Below are 24,664 nucleotides of genomic sequence, written 5' to 3' on the forward strand. Positions count from 1 at the left end.
GGAAATTTCAGTCCATGGAAATCGATCCATTGTTGCGAATCCTGGCAAGCCAGGATGGCTCCGATCTTTACATGTCCACCGGCGCGCCGCCGTGCGCGCGATTCGAGGGCGTGCTCAAGCCCCTGGGTAACCAGGCATTCAAGGTCGGCGAGATCGCCGGGCTCGCCGAGTCTTTGATGGACGCCGAACAGCGCCTTGAGTTCGATCGGGAGTTGGAAATGAACCTGGCGATCTCCATGGCCGGTGTCGGGCGCTTCCGGGTCAATATCTTCAAGCAGCGCAACGATGTGTCGATGGTGATACGCAACGTCAAGCTGGACATTCCACGTTTCGAAGACCTGAAACTGCCACGGGTGCTGCTCGATACCATCATGCAGAAGCAAGGCCTGATGCTGTTCGTCGGGGCGACAGGGTCGGGCAAGTCGACCTCCCTGGCGGCGCTGATCGATTACCGCAATCGCAACAGCAGCGGCCACATCATCACCATCGAGGACCCGGTGGAGTATATCCATCGGCACAAGAAATCAATCATCAACCAGCGGGAAGTCGGTGTCGACACCCGCAGTTTTCATGCCGCCCTGAAAAACACCCTGCGCCAGGCGCCGGACGTGGTGCTGATCGGCGAAATCCGTGATCGCGAAACCATGGAACATGCCCTGGCCTTCGCCGACACCGGGCATCTGGTGATCTCCACGCTGCATGCCCACAACGCCAACCAGGCCCTGGACCGAGTGATCAATTTTTTCCCGGAAGAGCGCCGGCCACAGTTGCTTAATGACCTGGGCAACAACCTCAAGGCCTTCGTTTCCCAACGCCTGGTGCGCACCCGCACCGGCCAGCGTCGGGCGGCGGTGGAGGTCATGCTGGGCTCGCCCACGGTGGCCGACCTGATCCGCCGCAATGAGCTGGGCGAGCTCAAGGGCATCATGGAAAAATCCGAAGAGTTGGGGATGCAAACTTTCGATCAGGCGTTGTTCAACCTGGTGGTCGAGGGGGCGATCGATGAGGAAGAGGCGCTGAAAAACGCTGATTCAACGAACAACCTGCGCTTGCGGCTGAAGTTGCATGCCGAGACGGGCGCGGTGCCGCCACCTGATCCGGCGGCGGGTGAGTGGGGGTTGGTGGATTAATTGGCTTCAGGCAAACCGCGTTATCGTTCATCGCGAGCAAGCTCGCTCCCACAGGGGGGCCGCGGCGATGACAAATTCCGTGTTCACAGCGGGCCCGTGTGGGAGCGAGCTTGCTCGCGATGAGGCCCTAGTGACTGACAAAGCTTTCAAAGTCAGGTAGCGAGCTCCACTCGCCCCCGAAACTGCTCCAGTGCCTCGGGATTAGCCAGGGCATCGGTATTTTTCACCACCTCGCCATGCACCACATTGCGCACTGCCAGTTCGACGACTTTGCCGCTGATAGTCCGGGGAATGTCCGTCACCGCCAGAATTTTCGCCGGCACATGCCGTGGCGTGGTGTTGGTCCGGATGACTTGGCGGATCTGTTGCTCCAAGGCTTCATCCAACATCACCCCGTCCCGCAGGCGTACAAACAGCACCACCCGCACATCGCCTTGCCATTGCTGGCCGATGGCGACGCTGTCCAGCACCTGCTCGACCTTCTCCACCTGCCGATAGATCTCCGCCGTGCCGATGCGCACGCCACCGGGGTTGAGCACGGCGTCGGAGCGTCCGTGGATCAGGAAACCGCCGTGGGCCAGTTCTTCGGCGTAGTCCCCTTGGGCCCACACCCCGGGAAACTGGCTGAAATAGGACGCACGAAGTTTCTCCTGCCGGGGGTCGTTCCACAAACCGATGGGCATGGCCGGAAAATGCCGGGTGCACACCAGCTCACCTTTCTCGCCGATCACTGCTTGGCCGGCCTCGTTCCAGACCTGCACCGCCATGCCCAGGCTCTTGCCCTGCATCTCGCCCCGACGCACCGGCGACAGCGGGTTGCCGTTGACGAAGCAGGAGACAATGTCGGTGCCGCCGGACATCGAGGCCAGGCAGACGTCGGGCTTGAAGTCGCGGTACACGTAATCGTAGCTATGAGGCGCCAAGGCCGAGCCAGTGGACAGGATGGTCTTCAGGCTACCCAAATCATGGCTCTGCCGAGGCTTCAGGCCCTGGTTCTCCAGGGCCGCCAGGTATTTGGGGCTGGTGCCGAACACGCTGATGCGCTGCTGGTCGATCAGGTCCAGTAACCGTTCGGGGCCGGGATGAAACGGCGAGCCGTCATAGAGCACCACCGCACTGCCCACGGCGAGGGCCGACACCAGCCAGTTCCACATCATCCAGCCGCAGGTGGTGTAGTAGAACAGCCGGTCCTCGGGGCTGAGGTCGACGTGCAGGCCATGTTCCTTGACGTGTTGCAGCAACACGCCGCCGGTGCCGTGGACGATGCACTTCGGCACGCCGGTGGTGCCGCTGGAATAGAGGATGTACAGCGGATGATCGAAGGGCACGCCGATGAAGGCGGGTTCGCCGCCGCTTTGATAAAACGCGTTCCACAATGCGACGTTGGCTTGGGTCTTGAAATCCTCGATGCCTGTATCTGGGCGGGCATAGGGCAGCACGATCAACTGCTGCAACGACGGCAATCGCTCGAGGATTTCATTGACCTTGGCACGCTGGTCGATGACCTTGCCGGCATAGCGATAACCGGCGCAGGTGATCAGTACCTTCGGCTCGATCTGACCGAAGCGGTCGATAACCCCCTGGGTGCCGAAATCCGGCGAAGAGCATGACCAGATCGCCCCCAGGCTGGTGGTGGCGAGCATGCCCACCAGGGTCTGCCAGGTATTGGGCATGCAGGCAGCCACCCGGTCGCCCTGGGTCACGCCAGCAGCTTGCAGGCTTCTTTGCAGGCCGGCGACGTGGGCGGCGAGTTCGGCCCAGGTCAGTTGTTCCTGGCCACCGTTCTCGTCGAGTGCCACCACCGCGACGGCCTCGTCACGGCGGCGCAACAGGTGTTCAGCGAAGTTAAGGGTCGCCCCCGGGAACCAGCGGGCACTGGGCATTTGCGGGCCTTCCACCAAGACATCGGTCGGCGCTTGTTGAAAGCCGATCTCGAAGAAATCGACGATGGCCTGCCAGAAGGCCTCGCGCTGGTCGATGCTCCAGGCGTGCAGGGCGGGGTAGTCGTTCAGTTGCAGGTGATGCCGCGCGTTGACGAACCGGCGAAAGGCGTTCATGCGCGACTGGGCGATGCGTTCGGGTGAGGGTTGCCAGAGGATGTCGGACATGGGGTGCCTCTTGTTCTTTTGTCGGGCCTGACGATCGTTCCTACGCTCTGCATGGGAATGCCTCTGGGGACGCTCCGCGTTCCGCTCTTGGGACGCAGAGCGTCCCTGTCTGCATTCCCACGCAGAGCGTGGGAACGATCAGTATCCAGTAGTGAGGGTTACTGAGCCAACCACCCACCATCGATATTCCACGCCGCGCCGCGCACCTGGCTGCCGGCTTCGCTGCACAGGAATAGCACCAGTTCCCCCAGTTGCGGTGGGGTGACGAATTCCAGGGACGGCTGTTTCTCGGCCAGCAGGTCATGCTGCGCCTGTTGTGGATCGACGCCTGCGGCAATGCGGTCGTCGATCTGCTTCTGCACCAGCGGCGTCAGCACCCAGCCGGGGCAGATGGCGTTGCAGGTCACGTTGCTGGTGGCGGTCTCCAGACCGACCACTTTGGTCAGGCCGATCACCCCATGTTTGGCCGCGACATACGCTGCCTTGCCCACCGAACCGACCTGACCGTGTACCGAGGCGACGTTGATGATCCGCCCCCAACCCTTGGCACGCATGCCTGGCAGGCTCAGGCGGGTGGCGTGGAACACCGAGGACAGGTTGATGGCGATGATCGCGTCCCAACGTTCCACCGGAAAATCTTCCACGGCGGCCACGTGCTGGATCCCGGCGTTGTTCACCAGGATGTCCACGCCGCCGAACTCACGCTCGGCGTAGGCGAGCATGTCGGCGATCTGCGCCGGGTCGCTGACGTCGGCTGGATGATGGCCGACCTGGCCGCCGAACTGTTTCACCTCGGCGATCACCGCTGAGGCGTCGCCAAAACCATTGAGGATCAAATTGGCGCCGGCCTTGGCCAGGCTCAGGGCGATGCCCAGGCCGATGCCGCTGGTGGAGCCGGTAACCAGGGCGGTCTTGCCCGAAAGAGTTGTCGTCATAGGAACCTCAAACAATGCCAGTGGCGTAGAACACACCGATCACCACGAAAACCGCGAGGGTCTTGATCAGCGTAATGCAGAAGATGTCTTTGTAGGCTTCGCGGTGGGTCAGCCCGGTCACTGCCAGCAGGGTGATCACCGCGCCGTTGTGGGGCAGGGTGTCCATGCCGCCGCTGGCCATGGCGGCCACCCGGTGCAGCACTTCCAGGGGAATGTTGGCGGCGTGGGCGGCGCTGATGAAGCTTTCGGACATGGCCGCCAGGGCAATGCTCATGCCCCCCGACGCGGAGCCAGTGATGCCCGCCAGCAGCGTGACGGTCACGGCTTCGTTGACCAGAGGGTTGGGAATACTCTTGAGCCAGTCGGCAAGCACCAGGAAGCCCGGCAACGAGGCGATTACCGCACCGAAACCGTATTCCGAGGCAGTGTTCATCGCCGCCAGCAAGGCGCCGCCCACTGCGCTCTTGCTGCCTTCGGCCAATTTGCTGCGAATAGCGCGGAAGCCGAACAGCAGGACCATGATGATGCCCACCAACAGCGCGGCTTGCACGGCCCAGATCGCGGTGAGCTTGGCGATGTCGCTGGTCACCGGTGTTGCCATGCCCGGCAGCGCCAGGCTGTGGGTCTTGCCATACCACAGGGGAATCCACTGGGTGAACAGCAGGTTCATGATCCCTACCGCCAGCAGCGGCGAGACAGCGATCCACGGGTTCGGCAGCTTGATGTCTTCGGCGGTCTCCGGCTCGTTACGCAGTTCGGTGCCGTAGCCCTCACCCACGCGTTGAGCCTTGTGGCGCTGGCGCTGCAAAAACAGCATGCCGAGGCTGAACACGAAGATCGTACCGATCACGCCCAGCCACGGTGCGGCCCAGGCGGTGGTGTTGAAGAAGGTGCTGGGGATGATGTTCTGGATCTGCGGCGTGCCGGGCAGGGCGTCCATGGTGAACGAGAATGCGCCGAGGGCGATGGTGGCCGGGATCAATCGTTTGGGAATATTGCTCTGGCGGAACATCTCGGCGGCGAACGGGTACACCGCGAACACCACGACGAACAGCGACACACCGCCATAGGTCAGCAAGGCGCACACCAGCACGATCACCAGCATGGCCTGGCGCGTACCCAGCAAGCGAATCGCTGCGGCGACGATGGAGCGCGAGAATCCCGACAACTCGATCAGCTTGCCGAACACCGCACCGAGCAGGAACACCGGGAAATACAGTTTGATGAAGCCGACCATTTTTTCCATGAACACCCCGGTGAACGCAGGGGCGACGGCAGAAGGGTCGGTGAGCAGGACAGCGCCGAGGGCGGCGATGGGGGCAAAGAGGATAACGCTGTAGCCACGGTAGGCGGCGACCATCAGCAGCGCGAGGGCTGCCAAGGCAATGATCACACTCATGGTGTGTCTCCTGGATTGTTATTGTTGTGATGAAGCTGTGGAGGGGCTTTAGCGAGTTTTGTGCCAGTTATTTAACTTGTTGAAATATAAGGAAATTATTTGGTTTTGTAGGAGCGATCTGAATACTTTGTCTCTGTTTTGAGACTTTCAGGGGCTGTGCGGGCCTCATCGCGAGCAAGCTCGCTCTCACAGGACGACTGTGTGCGACAGGAGAGTGCGATCCACTGTGGGAGCGAGCTTGCTCGCGATGAGCGTAAAGCGCTCTCAAGCAAGGCTGTCTATATCTTGAGAATTAAGTCTCTTTATTGAGACTATGCAATTCCCAACGCCACCATTTTCTTGTACAAGGTCGACCTTCCCAGCCCTAACCGTTCGGCTGCCTCGACCACCTTGCCCCCGCATTGCGCGAGGGTGGTTTCGATCAACTGCCGGTCGAATCGCGCCCGGGCCTGGCTGAAAGTTTCGTGCGCCAGCGGCTCCAGGCTTGGGCCAGCCGTGCGGGTGACCGGTGCGAAGGTGCCAATGGCCGCACGGATGTCAGCGGCGGTGAGCAGCAGGTTGTCGCTGAGCAGCGCGGCCCGCTCCAGCACATTGCGCAGTTCGCGGATGTTGCCTGGCCAGGCGTGTTGACTCAGCAGGTCGAGGGCGTCGTGGTTCAGTTCGTGCTGGCTGCGCAGCTCTTCGAGGATCGCCTCGCTCAAGGCCGGCAAGTCATCCAGGCGTTCGCGCAGTGGCGGCACCTGGATCGGCAATACATTGAGGCGGTAATACAGGTCGGCGCGGAACTCTCCGCGTTTGATCGCGGCCTCCAGATCCATGGATGTGGCGGCGATCACCCGCACATCACTTTGCAGCACCTCGTTGGAGCCCACCGGTTCGTACTCCTTCTCCTGGAGTACCCGCAGCAGTTTGCTTTGCAGCGGCAAGGGCATGTCGCCGATCTCGTCGAGGAACAGCGTACCGCCCTGGGCGATCTGCAGTTTGCCGACTCGGCCCTTGCGGTCGGCCCCGGTAAAAGCCCCTGGCGCGGTGCCGAAGAATTCGGCTTCCAGCAGTGATTCGGGAATCGCCGCGCTGTTGATGCTGACGAACGCCTTGTGCGCGCGTGGCGAAGCGCTGTGGATGGCCTGGGCCAGCAACTCCTTGCCGGTACCGGTCTCGCCGAGCAGCAGCACCGGTGAATCGGCACTGGCGCTACGCCGGGCACGGCGCTTGACCTCCAGGCCGGCGCTGCTGGTGCCGATGAAATGGGCGAAGTTGTATTTGGTTTGCCGTGCCCGCAGCAGCGAGCGGGTGGAGGCCAGTTCTTCCTGCATGCTCAGGTAGCGCTTGAGCATTGGCGACAGGCTGCGCAACTCGTCGAACAAGGCAAAACCGATGGCGCCGATCACCGCGCCGGCGCTGTCGTGGATCGGCAGGCGCATCACCACCAGCGGTTCCTTGGGCGTGTCCTGCATGTCCAGCAGAATCGGCCGCCCGGTACGCACCACTTCACGCAGCAGGCTGCCGGGGATCACACTCTCGCAGGCCCGGCCGATGGCTTCCTGCGCCGAGTTCAGGCCGAAGCGCCGGGCATAACGTTCGTTCATCCAGACAATGTTCGCATCGCGGTCGACAATCACCGTGCCTTCGCTGGACTGCTCGATGATTTCGAACAACGAACGGATCGCCAGCGTGCGTACGCGCTTGTAGTCCTTGAGGCTTTCGGTGGGGTTCATGGTCGAATCCGAATTGTGTATTGCTTGTCAGGCCGCCATCGCGAGCAAGCTCGCTCCCACATTTGATCTTCAGCGCGACGCGGGCCACTGTGGGAGCGAGCTTGCTCGCGATGGGCGCGACACGAAGCTACGTCATGCACGGCATTATGCCCACCCCGTATGCGCCGCCGCCAACAGCTCCTTGGTATAAGGATGTTGAGGCGAATCGAACACGTCATGGCTGGCGCCTTGCTCGATCACTTTACCGTCCTTGATCACGATCATGTCGTGGGCCAGGGCGCGGATCACCGCCAGGTCATGGCTGATGAACAGGTAGGTCAAGTCGTACTTCTCCTGGAGCTGGCGGAGCAGGGCGACTACTTGCTTTTGCACGGTACGGTCCAGGGCCGAGGTCGGCTCGTCCAGCAGGATCAGGGCCGGCTTGAGCACCAGCGCCCGGGCAATGGCGATGCGTTGGCGCTGGCCTCCAGAGAACTCGTGGGGATAGCGATGGCGGGTCAGCGGGTCGAGGCCGACTTCCTTGAGGGCCTGGATCACCCGGGCTTCACACTCTTGCGGGCTGGAAGGCTGATGGACTTCAAGGCCTTCGCTGATGATCTGCTGCACCGACATTCGCGGGCTGAGGCTGCCGAACGGGTCCTGGAACACCACCTGCATCTGCTTGCGCCACGGCCGCAAGGCTTTTTGCGACAGTTGATCGAGGGCTTGGCCCTGGAAGCGAATGCCGCCTTCGGATTCGATCAGCCGCAGGATCGCCTGGCCGAGCGTGGACTTGCCGGAGCCGGATTCACCGACAATGCCCAGGGTCTTGCCGCGCTGGATGGACAGGCTGATGCCGTCCACGGCGTGCAAGTATTCCTTGCGCCGGAACAGGCCGCCACCGAGGGGGAAACTGACGCGCAGGTCCTGCACCTGCAACACCTCTTCCCGCTCATCCCGGGGCAGGGCTTCGCCTTCCGGTTCGGCGTGCAGCAGCTCGCAGCTGTAGGGGTGTTTCGGTGCACTGAAGAGAGTTTCGCAAGGCGCCTGCTCGACGATTTCCCCATCTTTCATCACGCACACCCGTTGCGCGATGCTGCGCACCAGGTTCAGGTCGTGGCTGATCAATAACATAGACATGCCAAGCCGTTTCTGCAGCGACTTGAGCAGCAGCAGAATCTTGCGCTGCACGGTCACGTCCAATGCGGTGGTCGGTTCGTCGGCAATCAACAGTTCCGGCTCGCAGGCCAGGGCCATGGCGATGATGACCCGCTGCCGCTGACCGCCGGACAGTTGATGCGGATAGGCCTTGAGTCGTTCGACAGGGTTCTGGATGCCAACCAGGGCCAGCAGTTCCAGAATGCGCTGGCGCGCGGCTTTGCCCCCCAGGCCCTTGTGCAGCATCAGTGTTTCGCCGATCTGCTTTTCGACGCTGTGCAGCGGGTTCAGCGAAGTCATCGGTTCCTGGAAGATCATCGCGATCCGGTTGCCACGTATCTCCCTCAGGGCCGTGGTATCGGCACCCACCAGCTCCTGGCCGTGATAGCGAATGCTGCCGGTGGTGCGGGCTTCTGTTGCGGGCAGCAATTGCAGGATCGAGTGGGCGGTCACCGACTTGCCGGAGCCGGACTCGCCGACCAGGGCCAGGCATTCGCCGGGGCGAATGTCCAGGCAGAGGTTGCGTACCACGGTGTTGTCGTTGAAGGCCACGCTCAGGTCGCGGATTTCGATCAGGTTGTCGCTCATCTCAAGATTCCGCTTCATGATCGTGGGTCGAATGCGTCTCGCAACGCCTCGCCGATAAACACCAACAGGGAAAGAATCAGCGCCAGGGTGAAGAACGCTGTCAGCCCCAGCCACGGCGCTTGCAGGTTCTGCTTGCCCTGGCCGATCAACTCACCCAGCGATGCGCTGCCGGCCGGCATGCCGAAACCGAGGAAATCCAGGGCCGTGAGGGTGGAAATCGCCCCGGTGAGGATGAAGGGCAGGTAGCTCAGGGTGGCGTTCATCGCGTTGGGCAGGATATGCCGTACGATCACCTTGCGGTCGCTAAGCCCCAGGGCTCTGGCGGCTTTGACGTATTCGAGGTTGCGTCCGCGCAGGAACTCGGCGCGAACCACGTCCACCAGGGCCAACCAGGAAAACAGCGCCATGATCCCCAGCAGCCACCAGAAATTCGGTTCCACGAAGCCGGACAGGATGATCAGCAGGTAGAGCACCGGCAACCCCGACCAGACTTCCAGCAAGCGTTGTCCCAGCAGGTCCACCCAGCCGCCGTAATAACCCTGCAATGCACCGGCGGCGATGCCGATCAGCGCGCTGATGGCGGTCAGGGCCAGGGCGAACAGGATCGATACTCGCGCCCCGAAGATCACCCGGGCCAGCACGTCCCGGGCCTGGTCGTCGGTGCCCAGCCAGTTCACCGACGAGGGCGGGCTCGGCGCCGGTTGATTGAGGTCGTAGTTGGGCGTGTCGTCGCTGAACGGAATCGGCGGAAACAGCAACCAGCCGCCTTCCTTGTGGATCAGGTTCTGCACGTAGCTGCTGCGGTAGTCGGCCTGGAATGGCAACTGTCCGCCAAATTCCTGCTCGGTATGGCGTTTGAACACCGGGAAATACAGTGAGCCCTGGTAGCTCACCACCAGCGGCTTGTCATTGGCGATCAATTCACCGCCCAAGGTCAGGATGAACAGACCGATGAACAGCCACAGCGACCACCAGCCCCGGCGGTTTTTCTTGAAGCGTTCAAAGCGCCGACGGCCCAAGGGGGAAAACTTGAACATCAGGCGTTCCTCGCGGCGAAATCGATGCGCGGGTCCACCAGGGTGTAGCAGAGGTCGCCGATGAGTTTAATGAGCAGGCCGAACAGCGTGAAGATGAACAGTGAGCCGAACACCACCGGGTAGTCCCGCGACACGGCGGCCTCGTAGCTCATGCGTCCCAGGCCATCGAGGGAAAAGATCACCTCGATCAGCAAGGACCCGGCAAAGAACACACCGATGAACGCCTGGGGAATACCCGAGACCACCAGCAACATCGCGTTGCGGAACACGTGGCCATACAACACCCGTCGCTCGCTCATTCCCTTGGCCCGCGCAGTGACTACGTATTGGCGGGTGATTTCATTGAGGAACGAGTTCTTGGTCAGGATCGTCAGGGTGGCGAAGCCGCCGATCACCAGTGAGGTCACCGGCAGCACCAGGTGCCAGAAGTAGTCGGCGATCTTGCCTAGCGTCGACAGCGACTCGAAGTTATCCGACACCAGCCCGCGCACCGGAAACCAGTTCAGCGACGTGCCGCCGGCGAACACCACGATCAGGAACATGGCAAAGAGGAACGCCGGCATGGCATAGCCGATGATGATCGCCGTGCTACTCCACACATCGAACGCGGAGCCGTGACGCACGGCCTTGCGAATGCCCAGGGGAATCGACACCAGGTAGGTGATCAGCGTGGCCCAGAGCCCGAGGGAAATGGTCACCGGCATTTTTTCCAGGATCAGGTCGGTGACCGTGGCGCCACGGAAGAAACTCTTGCCGAAGTCCAGCCGGGCGTAGCTGCTGAGCATCAGCCACAGGCGTTCGTGGGCCGGCTTGTCGAAGCCGTACTGTTTCTCGATGTCCTTGATCAACTGGGGATCGAGGCCGCGGCTGGCCCGGGAACTGCCGGTCATGGCATTGCCCGAACTGCCGATTGTGGCGCCGCCGATGCCTTGCAGGTGGGCGATGGCCTGTTCCACCGGTCCACCCGGCGCGGCCTGGACGATGACGAAGTTCACCAGCAGGATGATGACCAGGGTCGGAATGATCAGCAGCAGGCGTCGTGCGATATAAGCCCACATCAATGCTGTCCTCCGGGTGTGCCGCGCTTGATGCGTTCGGCGCTCATCTGCTCGTTGGTCAGCGGCGTGGTACTCATTTCCCACCAGCTTTCGATGGCTTCCTCATTACTGGCCTGCACTTTCGGGATACCGAAGCGGTTCCACCACACGGTCGAGCTGCCCGGCGGGTAATAGTTGGGGATCCAGTAGTAATTCCATTGCAGCACCCGATCCAGGGCGTGGGCGTGGCGGAGCATGTCGCTTTTGGTGGTGGCCTTGACCAGCCCGTCGATCAGGGCGTCCACCGCCGGGTTCTTCAGGGCCATGTAATTGTTGGCGCCCGGATCGTTGGCGGCCGCTGAGCCGAAGTAATTGTAGAGTTCCATGCCTGGCGAAGTGCTGACCGGGTAGCCGGTGATGATCATGTCGTAGTCACGACTCATCAGGCGATTGACGTATTGGGAGGCGTCGATGCGCCGGATGCTCATGTCGATGCCAATCTGTGCCAGGGTACGCTTGTAAGGTAGCAGCAGGCGGTCGATGCCGTTCTGGCTGTTCAGGAAGGTGAAGCTCAGCGGTTCGCCCTCGGCATTGACCAGGCGGTCGCCGTCAGGTCGCCAGCCGGCCTGTTCCAACAGCGCCAGGGCTTGCAATTGTTTGTCGCGGATCACGCCGCTGCCGTCGGTTTTCGGCGCCTCGAACACTTGGGTGAAGACTTCGTCGGGTATCTGCCCGCGCAGCGGTTCGAGGATCGCCAGTTCGCCCGCGTCGGGCAGTTGTCGGGCGGCGAGGTCGGTGTTGGAAAAGTAGCTTTGCTGACGCACATAGAGGTTGCGCATCATCTGGCGATTGCTCCATTCGAAATCCCAGAGCATGGCCAAAGCCTGGCGTACGCGGCGATCCTGGAACTGCGGTTTTTGCAGGTTGAACACAAAGCCCTGGGCGGTCTGGGGCGCCTCGGTGGCCAGGTGAGCCTTTTGCAGGCGACCGTCACGCAGGGCCGGGCTGTCATAGCCGATGGAATACGCGGTGGCGGAAAATTCGCGATTGTAGTCGTACGCGCCACCGCGCAGGACCTGTCGAGCCACATCGGTGTCGCCGAAGTACTCGATGCTGAAATGGTCGAAGTTGTAGAGGCCGCGGCTGACCGGCAGGTCCTTGCCCCACCAGTCGGCATTGCGTTCGAAGGTGATGCTGCGTCCGGAGTCGATCTTGCCCACCCGATAGGGACCGCTACCCAACGGTGCCTCGTAGCCGCCGCCGTTGGCAAAGTCGCGACTCTTCCACCAGTGCTCGGGAAAGACCGGCAGGGTGGCGATGTCCAAGGGCAGGGTGCGGCTTTCATTGTTCTTGAAGTTGAAGCGAACGGTGCGCTCGTCCTCGATCACGACGTCCTTGACCGCCGCGAATTGGGTGCGATAGCGCAGGCTGCCCTGGGTCATCAGCAGCTCGAAGCTGTAGCGCACGTCCTGGGCGGTGATGGGCTTGCCATCAGCGAAGCGGGCCTTGGGGTTAAGGTAGAAACGCAGGGACAGGCCATCGTCGGCGCGTTCCATCTTCTCTGCCACCAGGCCGTAGACGGTGTAGGGCTCATCCAGCGAACGCTGGGCCAGTGGCGAATACAGCAGGCCATCGATCTGGCTGACCCCGATACCTTTGTCGATATACGGCAGCACATGGTCGAAATGGCCGATCTCGATGGCCGAGCGGCGCATGGTCCCGCCTTTGGGGGCCTGGGGATTGGTGTAGGCGAAGTGGCTGAAGCCTGCGGGGTACTTGGCCGGTTCGTCATAGACGGTGAGGGCATGTTGCGGTGCGGCATCCACGCCAGCGACGCCTGTCAGCAGGGCCACGGCAGTGAATAGCAGGGAAGGGAACGCCAGTCGCATTGTCAGCCTTAAAGCCGGGTGATCGATGACCACGATTTGTACGCGAGCGGCGCGTGGATCGCCAGTCCCTCGCGAGACCCAAACACAACGGCCCACCAGAGGGCGGGCCGTTATGCCGATAAACCGGGATCAGTCCTGGCGGCTGGTCACTTCCAGCAGGTGATAGCCAAACTGGGTCTTGACCGGACCCTGGACCACATTGATCGGGGCGCTGAACACCACGGTGTCGAACTCCTTGACCATCTGGCCCGGACCGAACGAGCCCAGGTCGCCGCCTTGACGGCTGGACGGGCACGAGGAGTTGGCTTTGGCGACTTCGGCGAAATCGGCGCCGGCTTCGATCTGGGCCTTGAGTTCGTTGCACTTGTCTTCGCTGGAAACCAGGATGTGGCGGGCAGTGGCTTTGGCCATGGGGAAATTCCTTTCAATATTTTTAAAGGTGATGAGCCTACCGGATTCATTAACGGGTTGTTGTCAAAATTGCGTCAAAACCTTGAACCCAGCGATCAAAGGCCGGCTTTGCGCAAGCGCTCGGCGTGCCGCACATAAAGCTGTACCGGGTCTGTGCCCCTGCGCACCCGGTCGCCCGTTTGATTGATGATGTCCATGTGGTCCAAGGGGTAGTCAGAACGAATGACCTTGCCCAAGTGCGAGCTGAAACGCCCGACCATGCCGTCGTTCTGCCCGGCTTCGGTAATGAAATACTCGGAGAATGCCCGGCAGAAAGCCTGCAAGGGGAACGCCGTATTGAATCCTTCGCCCGACGCGTCTGGCAGCGTGCCGCTCCATGAGTAGTAGCGCACGCCGTTGACGATGCCCGGGCCGCTGCTCCCCCAGCTCTTTGGCAAGCCTTGGGGGTATTTATCATTGAATGCCCCTACGCCTTCGGTAGTGAGCGCCGCCAGTGCCGCGACGGCCGTCTGGGGGAGCTGCGCCTGGCCGCTGAGCTGTGAGATGAAGTCGGCGAAAAGCGTGGCCACTTTACTCGCCACAAGCTCTGGCAGGCGCCCTGGGGTCAGGGCCTTGTACAGAAAATCGGCCAGTTCGGAACCGTGGTTCGGGCCGCTGACCGAGGTCACCGAGGCGATCCTGTCGGGAGCCAGCGCCGCGGCATATCGAGCAGCCAATGCGCCCTGGCTATGGCCGATCAGGTTGACCTTGGCGGCGCCGGTTCCACTCAGGACCTGATCCACCTGAGCCAGCAATTGTTCGCCACGGGCTTCATTGGAATGGGTGGCCGACATATAGGGGATGAACACCCGGGCACCGGTAGCGCGTAATGCCTGTTTGATTCCATGGAAAAGTTCGAAGCCGCCGATCCTGTCAAACCCGAACAACCCATGGACCAACAGGATGGGAAATTGAGTGGTTGCATTCCGTTGCATGTTCGTACCTTTTTCGAAGAGGTTCACGTTGAGTTTGCCACCTCACTCTAATTCAGCCCCGTGATGCTCGGTGTAGGAAGAAACCTCAGTGACTTACTGAAAGCGGAATAAAAGAAGCGGGAAGAATCGGACAAGCAACCGGACCGCGCGCAAGGTGTCGGAGTCCTTCTGATAGCGCCTGACGTATGCAGCTACAGCTTCAAACGCAAGCGACCACTGCCGCTGAGGTCTTGTCTGACTGTGGATTTACAGCGGCTGCGCTTTAATGGGATGTCGGGCACCGTCAGGTAAAAACGGTGCCACTAATCCAAGGATTGGAGCCTATACATGAGCACTTACCGAACCGCCCAACGAGCCCGGTTTACATCAACCGCCACGCTACCGGCACCGTCTCTGCCAGCTGCCAAGGCAGGGGTGATCAACCCCGCCTGGAGAAAGGCCGTCATCACCGTCAAGCCTTATCCGCTGATGGCGTGTGGGGACGAACTGTTGCTGTTCTGGCACGGGCTCAACTCAGACGCCCAGGCATATCGACATGAAGTACGACGGTTCGTGACAGAGCGCCAGGTGGGGCGAGACGTGGTTTTCGTCGTGCGCCAAGCCCATATCGCCGAGTTGGATGGCGGCTCGCTGGAGCTCTCCTACCAGGTGACCGGCAAACAATTACCGGCGACGTTGGTTTCAGAAGCCCTGCAACTGGAGATCGGCGACGTGCCATCGCAACTGCTGGCGCCTGTTGCCGATGATGCGGTGGGGGCAAGCCTCGATCCGGCGCGGGTGCCGGAGGGAACCTGTTTGACCATTCGGCCCTATCCCAGGATGGCGGTTGGCGATCGGCTGATCCTGACTGCCAGCAGGGACGCCAAGGCGCTGTGGCGCGATGTGCTGGATATCGAGGCCCATGCGGTCGGTCGTGAGCTGTCGTTCTGGATCGATCATGCGCAAATAGTGCCCCACATCGGCCACCGCCTGAGCCTGGCTTATGTCGTCAGGCGCGGACACTCAGTGCGCCGCGGCGAACCCTTGTCGTTGCACATTGGCCCTTTGGTGCGCCCTGCGTTGAAGGCGCCCCGGCTTCTGGGGTTGGACGGGGGGACGTTGGATCTCGACGATTTGCACGATGGGGTGACGGTCGTCATCGACGGTGCCAGGCTTGAGGCAGGCGAGTTGGTCTGGCTGCAATGCAACGGCAACTATGCCCATGTCGAGGAGCGGGAAATCACTGAGACCATGGCGGGGCAGCGGGTCACCTTTGTCGTGCCAGCGGCGTACTGGCAGGACCAGCGCGGTCGCTCGGTGCGGCTGTTCTACCAGGTCGAGCGTCTGGATGACGTCAGCCAGCAATCCGGCTGGGTCACGGTCCAGGTGCCCTCCAAGGTGCCGGGCTGAGCGAAGGCCCTCCGAGGGAGGGCTCTTGCGGGGGGGGGGGCTCAGGCGGGCAATTGCAGTTTGCGATGGGCCTGGCGCAGCAACTGTTCGGTGGCCTCCCAACCTAGGCAACCATCAGTGACCGATACACCGTAACGCATCGATGGGCTCAATGGCTGGCAGCCTTCGAACAGGTGACTTTCCAGCATCATGCCGACGAGGGCGCGGTTGCCTTGCAGGCGCTGCTCCAACACGTCATTGAACACCTGTGGCTGACGCAACGGGTCTTTGCCACTGTTGGCGTGGCTGCAGTCCACCATGATCCGGGCCGGTATCTTCAAGCGGGTCAGGTCGCTGTGTATCTGCGCGACGCTCTGGTGGTCATAGTTCGGTCCGCGATGGCCGCCGCGCAACACCAGGTGGGTGTCGGGGTTGCCCGGAGTCTGGATGATCGCCGGATGCCCCTGGCTGTCGACGCCGAAATGCCGATGAGGATGGGCCGCCGAACGCATGGCGTCGCAGGCAATGCCGACCCCGCCGTCAGTGCCGTTCTTGAAACCCACTGGCATGCCCAGGCCGCTGGCCATTTCCCGGTGGATCTGCGATTCGGTGGTGCGCGCGCCGATGGCGACCCAACTGAGCAGGTCATCGAAGTAACTGGCGGCCATGGGTTGCAACAGTTCGGTGGCGACGGGCAGGCCAAGCTGGAGCATCTCGCGCATCAGCTCTCGGGACAGCGTCAGGCCGGTGGCCATGTCATCGCTGCCATCGAGGCCCGGATCGTAGGCCAGGCCTTTCCAACCCACGGTAGTGCGGGGTTTTTCCACGTAGGCGCGCATCACCAGCAGCATGCTGTCGCTCACCTCATGGGCAACGCGAGCCAGGTTGGCGGCGTATTCGAGGGCCGATTTCGGGTCGTGGATGGAGCAGGGGCCGACGATGAGCAGCAGGCGGGAGTCCTCGCCATCGAGAATCGCGCGGATGGCTTGGCGGTGGGCGCTAACCTGTTGGCTCAGCGCAGTGCTGAGGGGCAATTGATGCTTGAGCTGCAACGAGCTGGGCAGACGCAGGGTCAGGGCTTCATTGGCAGGGTTGAGCGTGGACAGCGGCAAAGCAGAGACGGACGAATTCATGATCTGACTTCCTGGACGGGCAGCGGGTTCGTTCCCGCGTGCCGGTCCTATTGGGGTGTTCGACAATTGGCCGTATTGGCCCGCAATTGAGGCTTGCCACCGGCAGGTGACCGATCGGAGGCGGCAGGCTGTCCCGAGCGGTGGCTGGTAAATCGCCAGGCGGAAAAACTGTCGTAACGGTAATAAGTGGCGTAGTTCATGGCTCAATCCTCAAGTTGTCGGGTGTTGCAAATGTTTTGGGGCCGGAAAAACAAAACCCCCGGTCGGGAGGCCGACCGGGGGTTTGGAAAACTCTGGAAGGCGACCCGTTTTAAAGTGGGCGCCGGTTGGGTATCAGGCGCGCCAGTGGCTAAACCAATACCCAAAATAAAAGTTGACCGGAGTTTGAGCGCTGTTCGCCCAGGCAGCCGCAACCGAGCGCGGGGCGCTGGCGGTTTGAAGCGGCGAGAGGGCGTTGAACATGGTCTGTCTCCGTTGAATGGCCCTGAGCTTACTAGAGTGCAGTGCGCCGGTTCAATCAGAAAATTCTATCGCCGGCATGCAATTGTTCAGGCTGGCTTGAGTCCGCCGGGCTTTATGACAAACTTCGGCTTTGCATCGTCTTCTCGGGAAGAACCATGACCGCTCCAACCTTCGCCGCCGCCCAGTCGATTTCCATCGCGGGGGACATTCAGGCCAATCTGGTGCGACATCAACGTTTCATGCAGGTCGCCGCTGAGCAGCATGTGCAATTGCTGGTGTTTCCTGAGCTGTCGCTCACCGGTTACGAACGGGGCCTGGCTGCGGAACTGGCTATCCTACCGGAGGATGGCATCTTGCAACCGCTGCGTGAGCTGGCGCGCGAACTTGCTCTGACCGCAGTGGTTGGTATGCCGATCCGTCTATCAGCAGGCGCACCGGTATTGATCGGTGCATTGGTCCTCGGTGCCGACGGATCCCTTGGGGTGTATAGCAAGCAGCATTTGCACCCTGGCGAAGAAGTGGCCTTCGCTCCAGGCTACGGTGGCTCGATGCTGGCGATGGGGCCGGAGCACGTCGCATTGGCGGTATGCGCCGATTTTTCCCACGCCAGTCATGCTGCCGCGGCAGCCGAGCAGGGCGCTACGCTGTATGCGGCAGGTGTGTTGATTACCGAAGGTGGCTACGTGCCTGATACGGCACTGCTGCAAGGTTATGCCAGGCAACATGGCATGACGGTCCTGATGGCCAATCATGGTGGCGCCACCGGTGGTTGGGAATCGGCCGGTCGCAGCGCGATCTGGGGCGCGGATGGTGCGCAGATTGCGGCAGCGCCAGGCACGGGTGATCTGTTGGTTATCGCTCGTCGCGCCGCCGATGGCTGGGCCGGGCACGTCGTGCCGGTAGCCACGTTTTGACGAGGTTTGCATGAGTTTTCAGTGGCGTGCGGCAACGGCCGAGGACATCGACTTCGCCCGGCAGCTGACCTGCGACAACATGTTGGCTTATTACCTCAAGCATGATTTGCTGTGGCAGGACGAAGCGTTCGATGTGGCCTGGATCATTCGCCAGAACTGGATCATCTGCCGGGGCGACCAGAAGCTCGGTTTTGCCAGCCTCAGCCGTGATGCCCGGGCGTTGTATATCCGCGAACTACAGATCGATAAGGCGTTTCGCGGGCAGGGTGCCGGTACTTGGGCGATCGGACAGGTTTGGGGCATGGTGGCGCTGGAGCGTCGGCCGGCACTGCGCCTGACGGTTTTCAAGAATAATCCGGCCAGGGCGCTTTACGAACGCATGGGGCTGCGTGTCGTGGGCGAGGACGAGTGTTTCCTGAGAATGCAGCGAGACGCCGGTGCTTGAGACCTCGGATATTGTGGCGATCAAGAAGTGTTGTAACTTTTATCTGTCCCTTTGCGCTAGGTCTGTCGGATGCTTTTTTGCTAAGGTGTGGGGCAACCCAAATAAGACCAAATCGTGAGGTGTCTGCTTGATTAGGGTGTTAGTGGTCGATGACCATGATCTCGTCCGTACGGGCATTACACGAATGCTGGCTGACATCGATGGCCTGCAGGTAGTTGGCCAGGCCGAATCCGGGGAAGAAGCCCTGATAAAGGCCCGTGAATTGAAACCCGACGTGGTGTTGATGGACGTCAAGATGCCCGGCATCGGCGGTCTTGAGGCTACGCGTAAAATGCTGCGCAGCCACCCGGACATCAAGGTGGTCGCGGTAACCGTCTGCGAAGAAGATCCGTTCCCCACCCGGTTATTGCAGGCGGGCGCAGCGGGTTACCTGACCAAGGGTGCTGGTTTGAACGAGATGGTCCAGGCCATCCGCCTGGTATTCGCCGGGCAACGCTACATCAGCCCGCAAATCGCCCAGCAGTTGGCAATCAAATCGTTCCAACCGACCAACGATTCGCCCTTCGACGCGTTGTCGGAGCGGGAAATCCAGATCGCCTTGATGATTGTCGGTTGCCAAAAGGTGCAGATCATCTCCGATAAGCTGTGCTTGTCGCCAAAAACCGTCAATACCTACCGTTATCGTATCTTCGAGAAACTATCGATCAGTAGCGACGTCGAGTTGACGCTGCTGGCGGTGCGCCACGGCATGGTCGATGCCAGCGCCTGATAATGACTGAACTGTTTGATCCAAGCGCTTTCCTGTCTACATGCAGTGGCCGCCCAGGCGTGTACCGCATGTTCGACAGCGATGCGCGCCTGCTGTATGTCGGCAAGGCGAAGAATCTCAAGAAGCGCCTGGCCAGTTACTTTCGCAAGACCGGCCTCGCACCGAAGACCGCTGCCCTGGTGGGGCGCATCGCGCAAGTCGAAACCACCATTACCGCCAATGAAACCGAGGCGTTGCTGCTCGAACAGACGCTGATCAAGGAATGGCGCCCGCCGTACAACATCCTGCTGCGTGACGATAAGTCCTACCCGTACGTGTTCCTGTCCGACGGGGCGTTCCCGCGCCTGAGTATTCACCGCGGGGCAAAGAAGGCCAAGGGCCGGTATTTCGGTCCTTACCCCAGCGCCGGGGCAATTCGTGAAAGCCTGAGCTTGCTGCAAAAGACCTTTTTCGTTCGCCAGTGTGAGGACAGCTACTACAAGAACCGCACCCGGCCCTGCCTGCAATACCAGATCAAGCGCTGCAAGGCCCCTTGCGTCGGGTTCGTCGAACCCGAGGTCTACGCCGAGGACGTGCGTCACTCGGTGATGTTTCTGGAGGGGCGCAGCAATGCGCTGACCGATGAGCTGTCAGCAGCGATGGAAGACGCGGCGGTCAACCTTGAATTCGAACGGGCCGCCGAACTGCGGGACCAGATCGGCCTGCTGCGCCGGGTACAGGACCAGCAGAGCATGGAGGGCGGCAGTGGCGATGTCGATGTGATCGCCGCGTTCATCAACCCGGGCGGTGCCTGCGTGCACCTGATCAGCGTGCGCGGCGGTCGGGTGTTGGGCAGCAAGAACTTCTTCCCTCAGGTCGGTATCGAGGAGGACGTCGCCGAGGTCATGGCGGCCTTTCTGGGTCAGTACTACATCAGCAGTCCGGAACGCGACCTGCCGGCCGAGTTGATCGTCAACGTGGTCCATGAAGACTTCCCGGCCCTGATCGAAGCCATCGATACGCTTCGCGGTCGTGAACTGACCATCAGCCACCGCGTGCGTGGTACGCGGGCGCGCTGGCAGCAACTGGCCGTGACCAACGCCGAACAGGCCCTGGGTGCTCGCCTGGCTAACCGCCAACACGTGGCGGCGCGGTTCGATGCCCTGGCCGACGTCCTCAACCTGGACGAGCCGCCGCAACGGCTGGAGTGCTACGACATCAGCCACTCCAGCGGCGAGGCCACCGTGGCGTCCTGTGTGGTGTTCGGTCCGGAAGGCCCGATCAAATCCGATTACCGCCGTTACAACATCGAAGGCGTGACCCCGGGCGATGACTATGCCGCGATGCATCAAGCGTTGATGCGCCGCTTCGGCAAGCTGAAGGACGGGGAGGGCAAACTCCCGGACATCCTCCTGGTGGACGGTGGTAAAGGCCAGCTGTCCATGGCCCGCGACGTGCTCAATGAGCTGATGGTGCCCGACTTGATCCTGCTGGGCGTGGCTAAGGGCGCAACCCGCAAGGCCGGCTTCGAGACCTTGTACCTGAACGATGCCGCCCACGAGTTCACCCTGAAGGGCGACTCACCGGCGTTGCACTTGATCCAGCAGATCCGTGACGAAGCTCACCGTTTCGCCATCACAGGCCACCGCGCCCGCCGTGGCAAGACCCGCCGCACGTCGACGCTGGAAGGGGTGGCCGGGGTCGGTCCGACCCGACGTCGCGACCTGCTGAAACATTTTGGTGGATTGCAGGAGCTGTCTCGTGCCAGCATCGAAGAGATAGCCAAAGCACCCGGTATCAGTAAAAAGCTCGCTGAGTCGATTTATGCAAACCTGCACAGCGAGTAGAATGCCCGTCAACCTCGTAGCCAGTTGTGCCGATGAATATCCCAAACCTGATTACCGTTCTACGCGTCCTGCTCATCCCGATCTTCATATTGCTGTTCTATTTGCCGTACCACTGGAGTTACGTGGCCTCCGCCTCGGTCTTCGCCTTCGCCGCCGCGACCGACTGGCTCGACGGCTACCTGGCCCGCCGCCTGGAGCAGAGCACGCCGTTCGGCGCGTTCCTCGACCCGGTGGCCGACAAGCTGATGGTGGCGGTGGCCCTGGTGCTGCTGGTGCAGGAACACGGTAACCTCTGGCTGACCTTGCCGGCGGCGGTGATCATCGGCCGCGAAATCGTCGTATCGGCACTCCGGGAATGGATGGCCGAGCTGGGCGCGCGTGCCCAGGTCGCCGTGTCGAACCTGGGCAAATGGAAAACCGCCGCTCAAATGCTGGCGCTGGTGATCCTGCTGGCCAACCCGTCGGACTTCAGTTTCTGGGTCCTGTTGGGCTATGCATTGCTGCTGATTTCCGCTGGCTTGACGCTGTGGTCGATGGTCCAGTACCTGCGCGCCGCCTGGCCGCATCTGCGCACTGACGTAGACCCGAAATAAACTTTTTTGAATCAAAGGGTTGACGGCGTAATCTGAATCTATAGAATGCGCCACACCAAGACGCGGGAATAGCTCAGTTGGTAGAGCACGACCTTGCCAAGGTCGGGGTCGCGAGTTCGAGTCTCGTTTCCCGCTCCAAGATTCAAAAAAAGCCACTCAGATGAGTGGCTTTTTTTGTGCCTGGAAAATGCCCCGGCGTTAAATGCACTGCTGAATGTTCGAGCACTTCAACGGAGAATCTTTCAGCCGCCTCAGCAGTTAAGTCGATGTCACAGGCCTTGGCCACCTGTTGAAGATCCAGTTCCTGGTTCAGCTACGGTTGTTGATCCTGGAAGTATTGCTGCAAGTCGTTGACTAGAGTCATCGTTGTCTGGAGCGATGTCGGGCATAAAGCGCTCCGCTCGGCGGCGGGCCATCATCGGATTGTGCTCAACTGTGCGGTAATGTCCAACCGACGTTTGATCTACCGGTTTTTTTCCGAGTCAAAGCCGCATGGTCGTACTGAACGTACTCAACAAAATCCCAGAGACATTTCTGTCTCCGGGATTTGTTGTTATTGCGTAACGTTGATATGCAGAGCTGGCGTGTCTTCGTCAGACACCCGCCGCCAGTGGGAACAGTCCCAGCAGCAGACAGGCGAGCAAGATAAGGAAGCTCAGCGCGAACGCCCATTTCATGGTGTATTTCTGATGGTCGCTGAACTCCACGCCGGCCAAGCCACAGAGCAGGTAGGTCGAGGCCACGAGGGGGCTGAGCAAGTGGACTGGTTGACCCACCAGCGAAGCGCGGCCGATTTCCGCGTGAGTGATGCCATACACCTCGGCAGCCTTGGCGAGGACCGGCAATACGCCATAGTAGAAGGCGTCGTTAGACATAAAGAACGTGCCCGGAATACTCGCTAGCGCGGTGATCGGTGCCATGTAAGGGCCCCAGGTCACTGGCAGCATGGCCAGGAAGCTCGCCGACATTGCATTGACCATGCCGGTGCCGGACAGAATGCCCGCCAGGATACCGGCTGCCAGGAAGATCGCGATCTGGTTCAAAGCGGTCGGAGCATGCGCGGAAATGCGGCGACGCTGATCGTTCATGTGTGGATAGTTGATCACCAGGGCAACGGAGAACGCGACCATGAATAGAATGGAGAGGGGTAACACCTCCGTCACCAGCCCGGCCATCAATCCCACTGTCAGGCTGGCGTTTAACCAGAACAGTTTTGGGCGACGCAGCTCGGCATTTTCATCCGACATGGATGGCAAGCTTCCATCTGACTCATCATCAAAGACGGTGGCGGCGGCACTCACCGACAAGCGCAGTTTGCCCAAGCGTTGACGCTCGCGAATACCGATGAAGTAAGCCAGTGCCAGCACGCCAAGGAAGCCGACCACCATGACGGGAATGAGCGGGATGAACAGTTCGGATGTATCGACCTGCAAGGACGCCGCGGCACGCGCCAGTGGACCGCCCCACGGCAGCAGGTTGGTCACGCTCGCTGCAAGAATCACCACGCAAGTGAGCGATAGTGGCTCCAGTCGTAGACGCTTGAACAGTGGCAGCATCGCAGTGACGGTAATCATGTAGGTGGTGGAACCGTCGCCATCCAGCGATACCAAACCGGCCAACAGTGCGGCAAACACAACGGCCTTCATCGGGTCGCCGTTGATCAACTTGATGAACTTGCGAATGATCGGATCGAACAGACCCGTATCGAACATCACGCCGAAGTAGAGGATTGCGAACATCACCATGACCGCGGTCGGAGCCACTTTTTTCAGACCGTCGATCATCATATTGCCCATGTCCGGGCCAAATCCCGCCAGGAGCGCGAATACGATCGGAACTGTTGTCATGGCTACCAAGGGTGACAACCGCTTGGTCATGATCAGCGCCATGAAGGTCACGATCATGCCGTAGCCGAGTAGTGAAAGCATTTGTATCACCTTGACGTAAAGTACAATTATTTTTATGGGATCTGCGCTCAAAGCGCATCAAGGTTCCCGCTGTATTTTGGGTTGATCCAGCGGGTTGCCGCTGAGTCTCACACGGGTATCAACTCATGTGAAGGCCACCGTTGAGCGAGAAGTCGGCACCGTTGGCGTATCCGGCTTCATCGGATGCAAGCCAGGCGCACACGGAGGCAATTTCCTCAGGTGTTCCGAGTCGTCGAGTCGGAATGTCCTGAATGATGCGATCCATGACTTCGGTGGTTGTGACGGACTTGAGCTTGGCTGTCTCGATGTAGCCAGGGGACACCGTATTCACCGTGACGCCGCGAGGCCCGACTTCTCGTGCCAATGCGCGAGTGAAGCCCCGGATGGCGGACTTGGCGGTGGAGTAGTTGACCTGGCCCACATGACCCAGCTGGGCGTTGACCGACGAGATATTGATGACCCGTCCCCAGCCTCTCTCGACCATGCCATCGATAACCTGTTTGGTCACGTTGAACAGCGAGTTGAGGTTGGTATCGATGACAGTAGTCCAGTCGTTGGGCTGCATGTCATGGAACACGACGTTTCGGGCAGTGCCGGCGTTGTTGATGAGAACATCCACGGGGCCGACATTTTTCTTGATTTGCTCGAAGGCTTGGCGGCAGGAGTCCCAATCCGCCACATTTCCTTCCGATGCAATGAAGGTAAAGCCAAGTGCCTTTTGTTGGGCCAGCCAGGTGTCCTTCAATGGGGAATCAGGCCCGCAGCCCGCGACGACGGTAAAGCCGTCCCGCGCCAGACGCTGGCAGACTGCTGTGCCGAGGTTTCCCATGCCAGCAGTCACAAATGCGATTTTCTTGGTCATG

General features: G+C 60.9%; 21 protein-coding genes and 1 tRNA gene. 8 read left to right on the forward strand and 14 right to left on the reverse strand.

What is annotated here, in order from left to right; all coding sequences use genetic code 11:
• Positions 1 to 14: 14 nt before the first annotated feature.
• Entirely contained in the window at positions 15 to 1,130 is a 1,116-nt protein-coding gene (locus J9870_RS10810; RefSeq protein WP_210643908.1) for a PilT/PilU family type 4a pilus ATPase, read from the forward strand.
• Between the two features lie 152 nt (positions 1,131 to 1,282).
• Here J9870_RS10810 and J9870_RS10815 read toward each other — a convergent pair whose 3' ends face one another.
• The 10 genes from J9870_RS10815 to J9870_RS10860 all read right to left on the reverse strand — a co-directional run bounded on the left by J9870_RS10815 (position 1,283) and on the right by J9870_RS10860 (position 14,363).
• Positions 1,283 to 3,238, reverse strand: coding sequence for an acetoacetate--CoA ligase (locus J9870_RS10815; protein ID WP_210643910.1), 1,956 nt, complete (start codon positions 3,236 to 3,238; stop codon positions 1,283 to 1,285).
• A 158-nt stretch (positions 3,239 to 3,396) separates the two neighbouring features.
• Positions 3,397 to 4,173, reverse strand: a complete 777-nt coding sequence (locus J9870_RS10820; RefSeq protein ID WP_210643912.1) for a 3-hydroxybutyrate dehydrogenase — start codon at positions 4,171 to 4,173, stop codon at positions 3,397 to 3,399.
• 7 nt (positions 4,174 to 4,180) lie between these two features.
• Entirely contained in the window at positions 4,181 to 5,572 is a 1,392-nt protein-coding gene (locus tag J9870_RS10825; protein ID WP_210643914.1) for a GntP family permease, read from the reverse strand.
• A gap of 311 nt (positions 5,573 to 5,883) precedes the next feature.
• On the reverse strand, positions 5,884 to 7,290 hold the full coding sequence (locus J9870_RS10830) for a sigma 54-interacting transcriptional regulator (protein WP_210643916.1): 1,407 nt from the start codon (positions 7,288 to 7,290) through the stop codon (positions 5,884 to 5,886).
• A 144-nt stretch (positions 7,291 to 7,434) separates the two neighbouring features.
• On the reverse strand, positions 7,435 to 9,015 hold the full coding sequence (locus J9870_RS10835; RefSeq protein ID WP_210643918.1) for an ABC transporter ATP-binding protein: 1,581 nt from the start codon (positions 9,013 to 9,015) through the stop codon (positions 7,435 to 7,437).
• Between the two features lie 14 nt (positions 9,016 to 9,029).
• Positions 9,030 to 10,052 (reverse strand): ABC transporter permease, encoded by a 1,023-nt coding sequence (locus tag J9870_RS10840; protein ID WP_210643920.1) that lies wholly within the window; start codon positions 10,050 to 10,052, stop codon positions 9,030 to 9,032.
• Complete coding sequence (locus J9870_RS10845) at positions 10,052 to 11,110, reverse strand: microcin C ABC transporter permease YejB (RefSeq protein WP_210643922.1); 1,059 nt, start codon at positions 11,108 to 11,110, stop codon at positions 10,052 to 10,054. The genes J9870_RS10840 and J9870_RS10845 overlap by 1 nt, the downstream gene beginning before the upstream one ends.
• Positions 11,110 to 12,978, reverse strand: a complete 1,869-nt coding sequence (locus tag J9870_RS10850; RefSeq protein ID WP_210643924.1) for an extracellular solute-binding protein — start codon at positions 12,976 to 12,978, stop codon at positions 11,110 to 11,112. Before J9870_RS10850 ends, J9870_RS10845 begins: the two co-directional genes overlap by 1 nt.
• A 129-nt stretch (positions 12,979 to 13,107) precedes the next feature.
• On the reverse strand, positions 13,108 to 13,389 hold the full coding sequence (locus J9870_RS10855; protein ID WP_016774509.1) for a peptidylprolyl isomerase: 282 nt from the start codon (positions 13,387 to 13,389) through the stop codon (positions 13,108 to 13,110).
• Positions 13,390 to 13,484: 95 nt separating this feature from the next.
• On the reverse strand, positions 13,485 to 14,363 hold the full coding sequence (locus J9870_RS10860; RefSeq protein ID WP_210643926.1) for a triacylglycerol lipase: 879 nt from the start codon (positions 14,361 to 14,363) through the stop codon (positions 13,485 to 13,487).
• Positions 14,364 to 14,690: 327 nt separating this feature from the next.
• Between J9870_RS10860 and J9870_RS10865 the strand changes: the two genes are divergently transcribed.
• The gene (locus J9870_RS10865) at positions 14,691 to 15,752 is read left to right on the forward strand and encodes a hypothetical protein (RefSeq protein ID WP_246883097.1); all 1,062 of its coding nucleotides are present in this window, start codon (positions 14,691 to 14,693) and stop codon (positions 15,750 to 15,752) included.
• Between the two features lie 41 nt (positions 15,753 to 15,793).
• On the opposite strand, the gene J9870_RS10870 is transcribed toward J9870_RS10865, so the two are convergent.
• Together J9870_RS10870 and J9870_RS29680 are read right to left on the reverse strand one after the other, a co-directional pair.
• Entirely contained in the window at positions 15,794 to 16,864 is a 1,071-nt protein-coding gene (locus J9870_RS10870) for a 3-deoxy-7-phosphoheptulonate synthase (protein WP_210643928.1), read from the reverse strand.
• A 333-nt stretch (positions 16,865 to 17,197) separates the two neighbouring features.
• Entirely contained in the window at positions 17,198 to 17,326 is a 129-nt protein-coding gene (locus J9870_RS29680) for a hypothetical protein (protein ID WP_281728965.1), read from the reverse strand.
• Positions 17,327 to 17,481: 155 nt separating this feature from the next.
• Here J9870_RS29680 and J9870_RS10875 point away from each other — a divergent pair, with 155 nt between their 5' ends.
• The 6 genes from J9870_RS10875 (at position 17,482) to J9870_RS10900 (ending at position 22,011) form a co-directional block, all read left to right on the forward strand.
• The gene (locus tag J9870_RS10875; protein WP_210643930.1) at positions 17,482 to 18,240 is read left to right on the forward strand and encodes a carbon-nitrogen hydrolase family protein; all 759 of its coding nucleotides are present in this window, start codon (positions 17,482 to 17,484) and stop codon (positions 18,238 to 18,240) included.
• A gap of 10 nt (positions 18,241 to 18,250) precedes the next feature.
• Entirely contained in the window at positions 18,251 to 18,685 is a 435-nt protein-coding gene (locus J9870_RS10880) for a GNAT family N-acetyltransferase (RefSeq protein WP_210643932.1), read from the forward strand.
• Positions 18,686 to 18,812: 127 nt separating this feature from the next.
• The gene (uvrY, locus tag J9870_RS10885; protein ID WP_134923765.1) at positions 18,813 to 19,454 is read left to right on the forward strand and encodes a UvrY/SirA/GacA family response regulator transcription factor; all 642 of its coding nucleotides are present in this window, start codon (positions 18,813 to 18,815) and stop codon (positions 19,452 to 19,454) included.
• A gap of 2 nt (positions 19,455 to 19,456) precedes the next feature.
• Positions 19,457 to 21,280: an excinuclease ABC subunit UvrC gene (gene uvrC, locus J9870_RS10890; RefSeq protein WP_210643934.1), complete on the forward strand. Its 1,824-nt coding sequence runs from the start codon at positions 19,457 to 19,459 to the stop codon at positions 21,278 to 21,280.
• Positions 21,281 to 21,312: 32 nt separating this feature from the next.
• Positions 21,313 to 21,873, forward strand: coding sequence for a CDP-diacylglycerol--glycerol-3-phosphate 3-phosphatidyltransferase (gene pgsA, locus J9870_RS10895; RefSeq protein ID WP_123343204.1), 561 nt, complete (start codon positions 21,313 to 21,315; stop codon positions 21,871 to 21,873).
• 62 nt (positions 21,874 to 21,935) lie between these two features.
• Positions 21,936 to 22,011, forward strand: a tRNA-Gly gene (locus J9870_RS10900).
• 455 nt (positions 22,012 to 22,466) lie between these two features.
• On the opposite strand, the gene J9870_RS10905 is transcribed toward J9870_RS10900, so the two are convergent.
• Together J9870_RS10905 and phbB are read right to left on the reverse strand one after the other, a co-directional pair.
• Complete coding sequence (locus J9870_RS10905) at positions 22,467 to 23,801, reverse strand: CitMHS family transporter (protein ID WP_210645191.1); 1,335 nt, start codon at positions 23,799 to 23,801, stop codon at positions 22,467 to 22,469.
• A gap of 118 nt (positions 23,802 to 23,919) precedes the next feature.
• The gene (phbB, locus tag J9870_RS10910; RefSeq protein WP_210643936.1) at positions 23,920 to 24,663 is read right to left on the reverse strand and encodes an acetoacetyl-CoA reductase; all 744 of its coding nucleotides are present in this window, start codon (positions 24,661 to 24,663) and stop codon (positions 23,920 to 23,922) included.
• Between the last annotated feature and the right edge of the window lies 1 nt (position 24,664).

The sequence above is a fragment of the Pseudomonas sp. Tri1 genome (assembly GCF_017968885.1).
GTDB lineage: Bacteria > Pseudomonadota > Gammaproteobacteria > Pseudomonadales > Pseudomonadaceae > Aquipseudomonas.

Excerpts from the sequence above, each read along its gene's own strand:
- J9870_RS10810 (WP_210643908.1), top strand. The coding sequence starts at position 15 with ATGGAAATCGATCCATTGTTGCGAATCCTGGCAAGCCAGGATGGCTCC.
- J9870_RS10815 (WP_210643910.1), bottom strand. The coding sequence starts at position 3,238 with ATGTCCGACATCCTCTGGCAACCCTCACCCGAACGCATCGCCCAGTCG.
- J9870_RS10820 (WP_210643912.1), bottom strand. The coding sequence starts at position 4,173 with ATGACGACAACTCTTTCGGGCAAGACCGCCCTGGTTACCGGCTCCACC.
- J9870_RS10825 (WP_210643914.1), bottom strand. The coding sequence starts at position 5,572 with ATGAGTGTGATCATTGCCTTGGCAGCCCTCGCGCTGCTGATGGTCGCC.
- J9870_RS10830 (WP_210643916.1), bottom strand. The coding sequence starts at position 7,290 with ATGAACCCCACCGAAAGCCTCAAGGACTACAAGCGCGTACGCACGCTG.
- J9870_RS10835 (WP_210643918.1), bottom strand. The coding sequence starts at position 9,015 with ATGAGCGACAACCTGATCGAAATCCGCGACCTGAGCGTGGCCTTCAAC.
- J9870_RS10840 (WP_210643920.1), bottom strand. The coding sequence starts at position 10,052 with ATGTTCAAGTTTTCCCCCTTGGGCCGTCGGCGCTTTGAACGCTTCAAG.
- J9870_RS10845 (WP_210643922.1), bottom strand. The coding sequence starts at position 11,110 with ATGTGGGCTTATATCGCACGACGCCTGCTGCTGATCATTCCGACCCTG.
- J9870_RS10850 (WP_210643924.1), bottom strand. The coding sequence starts at position 12,978 with ATGCGACTGGCGTTCCCTTCCCTGCTATTCACTGCCGTGGCCCTGCTG.
- J9870_RS10855 (WP_016774509.1), bottom strand. The coding sequence starts at position 13,389 with ATGGCCAAAGCCACTGCCCGCCACATCCTGGTTTCCAGCGAAGACAAG.
- J9870_RS10860 (WP_210643926.1), bottom strand. The coding sequence starts at position 14,363 with ATGCAACGGAATGCAACCACTCAATTTCCCATCCTGTTGGTCCATGGG.
- J9870_RS10865 (WP_246883097.1), top strand. The coding sequence starts at position 14,691 with ATGAGCACTTACCGAACCGCCCAACGAGCCCGGTTTACATCAACCGCC.
- J9870_RS10870 (WP_210643928.1), bottom strand. The coding sequence starts at position 16,864 with ATGAATTCGTCCGTCTCTGCTTTGCCGCTGTCCACGCTCAACCCTGCC.
- J9870_RS29680 (WP_281728965.1), bottom strand. The coding sequence starts at position 17,326 with ATGTTCAACGCCCTCTCGCCGCTTCAAACCGCCAGCGCCCCGCGCTCG.
- J9870_RS10875 (WP_210643930.1), top strand. The coding sequence starts at position 17,482 with ATGACCGCTCCAACCTTCGCCGCCGCCCAGTCGATTTCCATCGCGGGG.
- J9870_RS10880 (WP_210643932.1), top strand. The coding sequence starts at position 18,251 with ATGAGTTTTCAGTGGCGTGCGGCAACGGCCGAGGACATCGACTTCGCC.
- uvrC (WP_210643934.1), top strand. The coding sequence starts at position 19,457 with ATGACTGAACTGTTTGATCCAAGCGCTTTCCTGTCTACATGCAGTGGC.
- pgsA (WP_123343204.1), top strand. The coding sequence starts at position 21,313 with ATGAATATCCCAAACCTGATTACCGTTCTACGCGTCCTGCTCATCCCG.
- J9870_RS10905 (WP_210645191.1), bottom strand. The coding sequence starts at position 23,801 with ATGCTTTCACTACTCGGCTACGGCATGATCGTGACCTTCATGGCGCTG.
- phbB (WP_210643936.1), bottom strand. The coding sequence starts at position 24,663 with ATGACCAAGAAAATCGCATTTGTGACTGCTGGCATGGGAAACCTCGGC.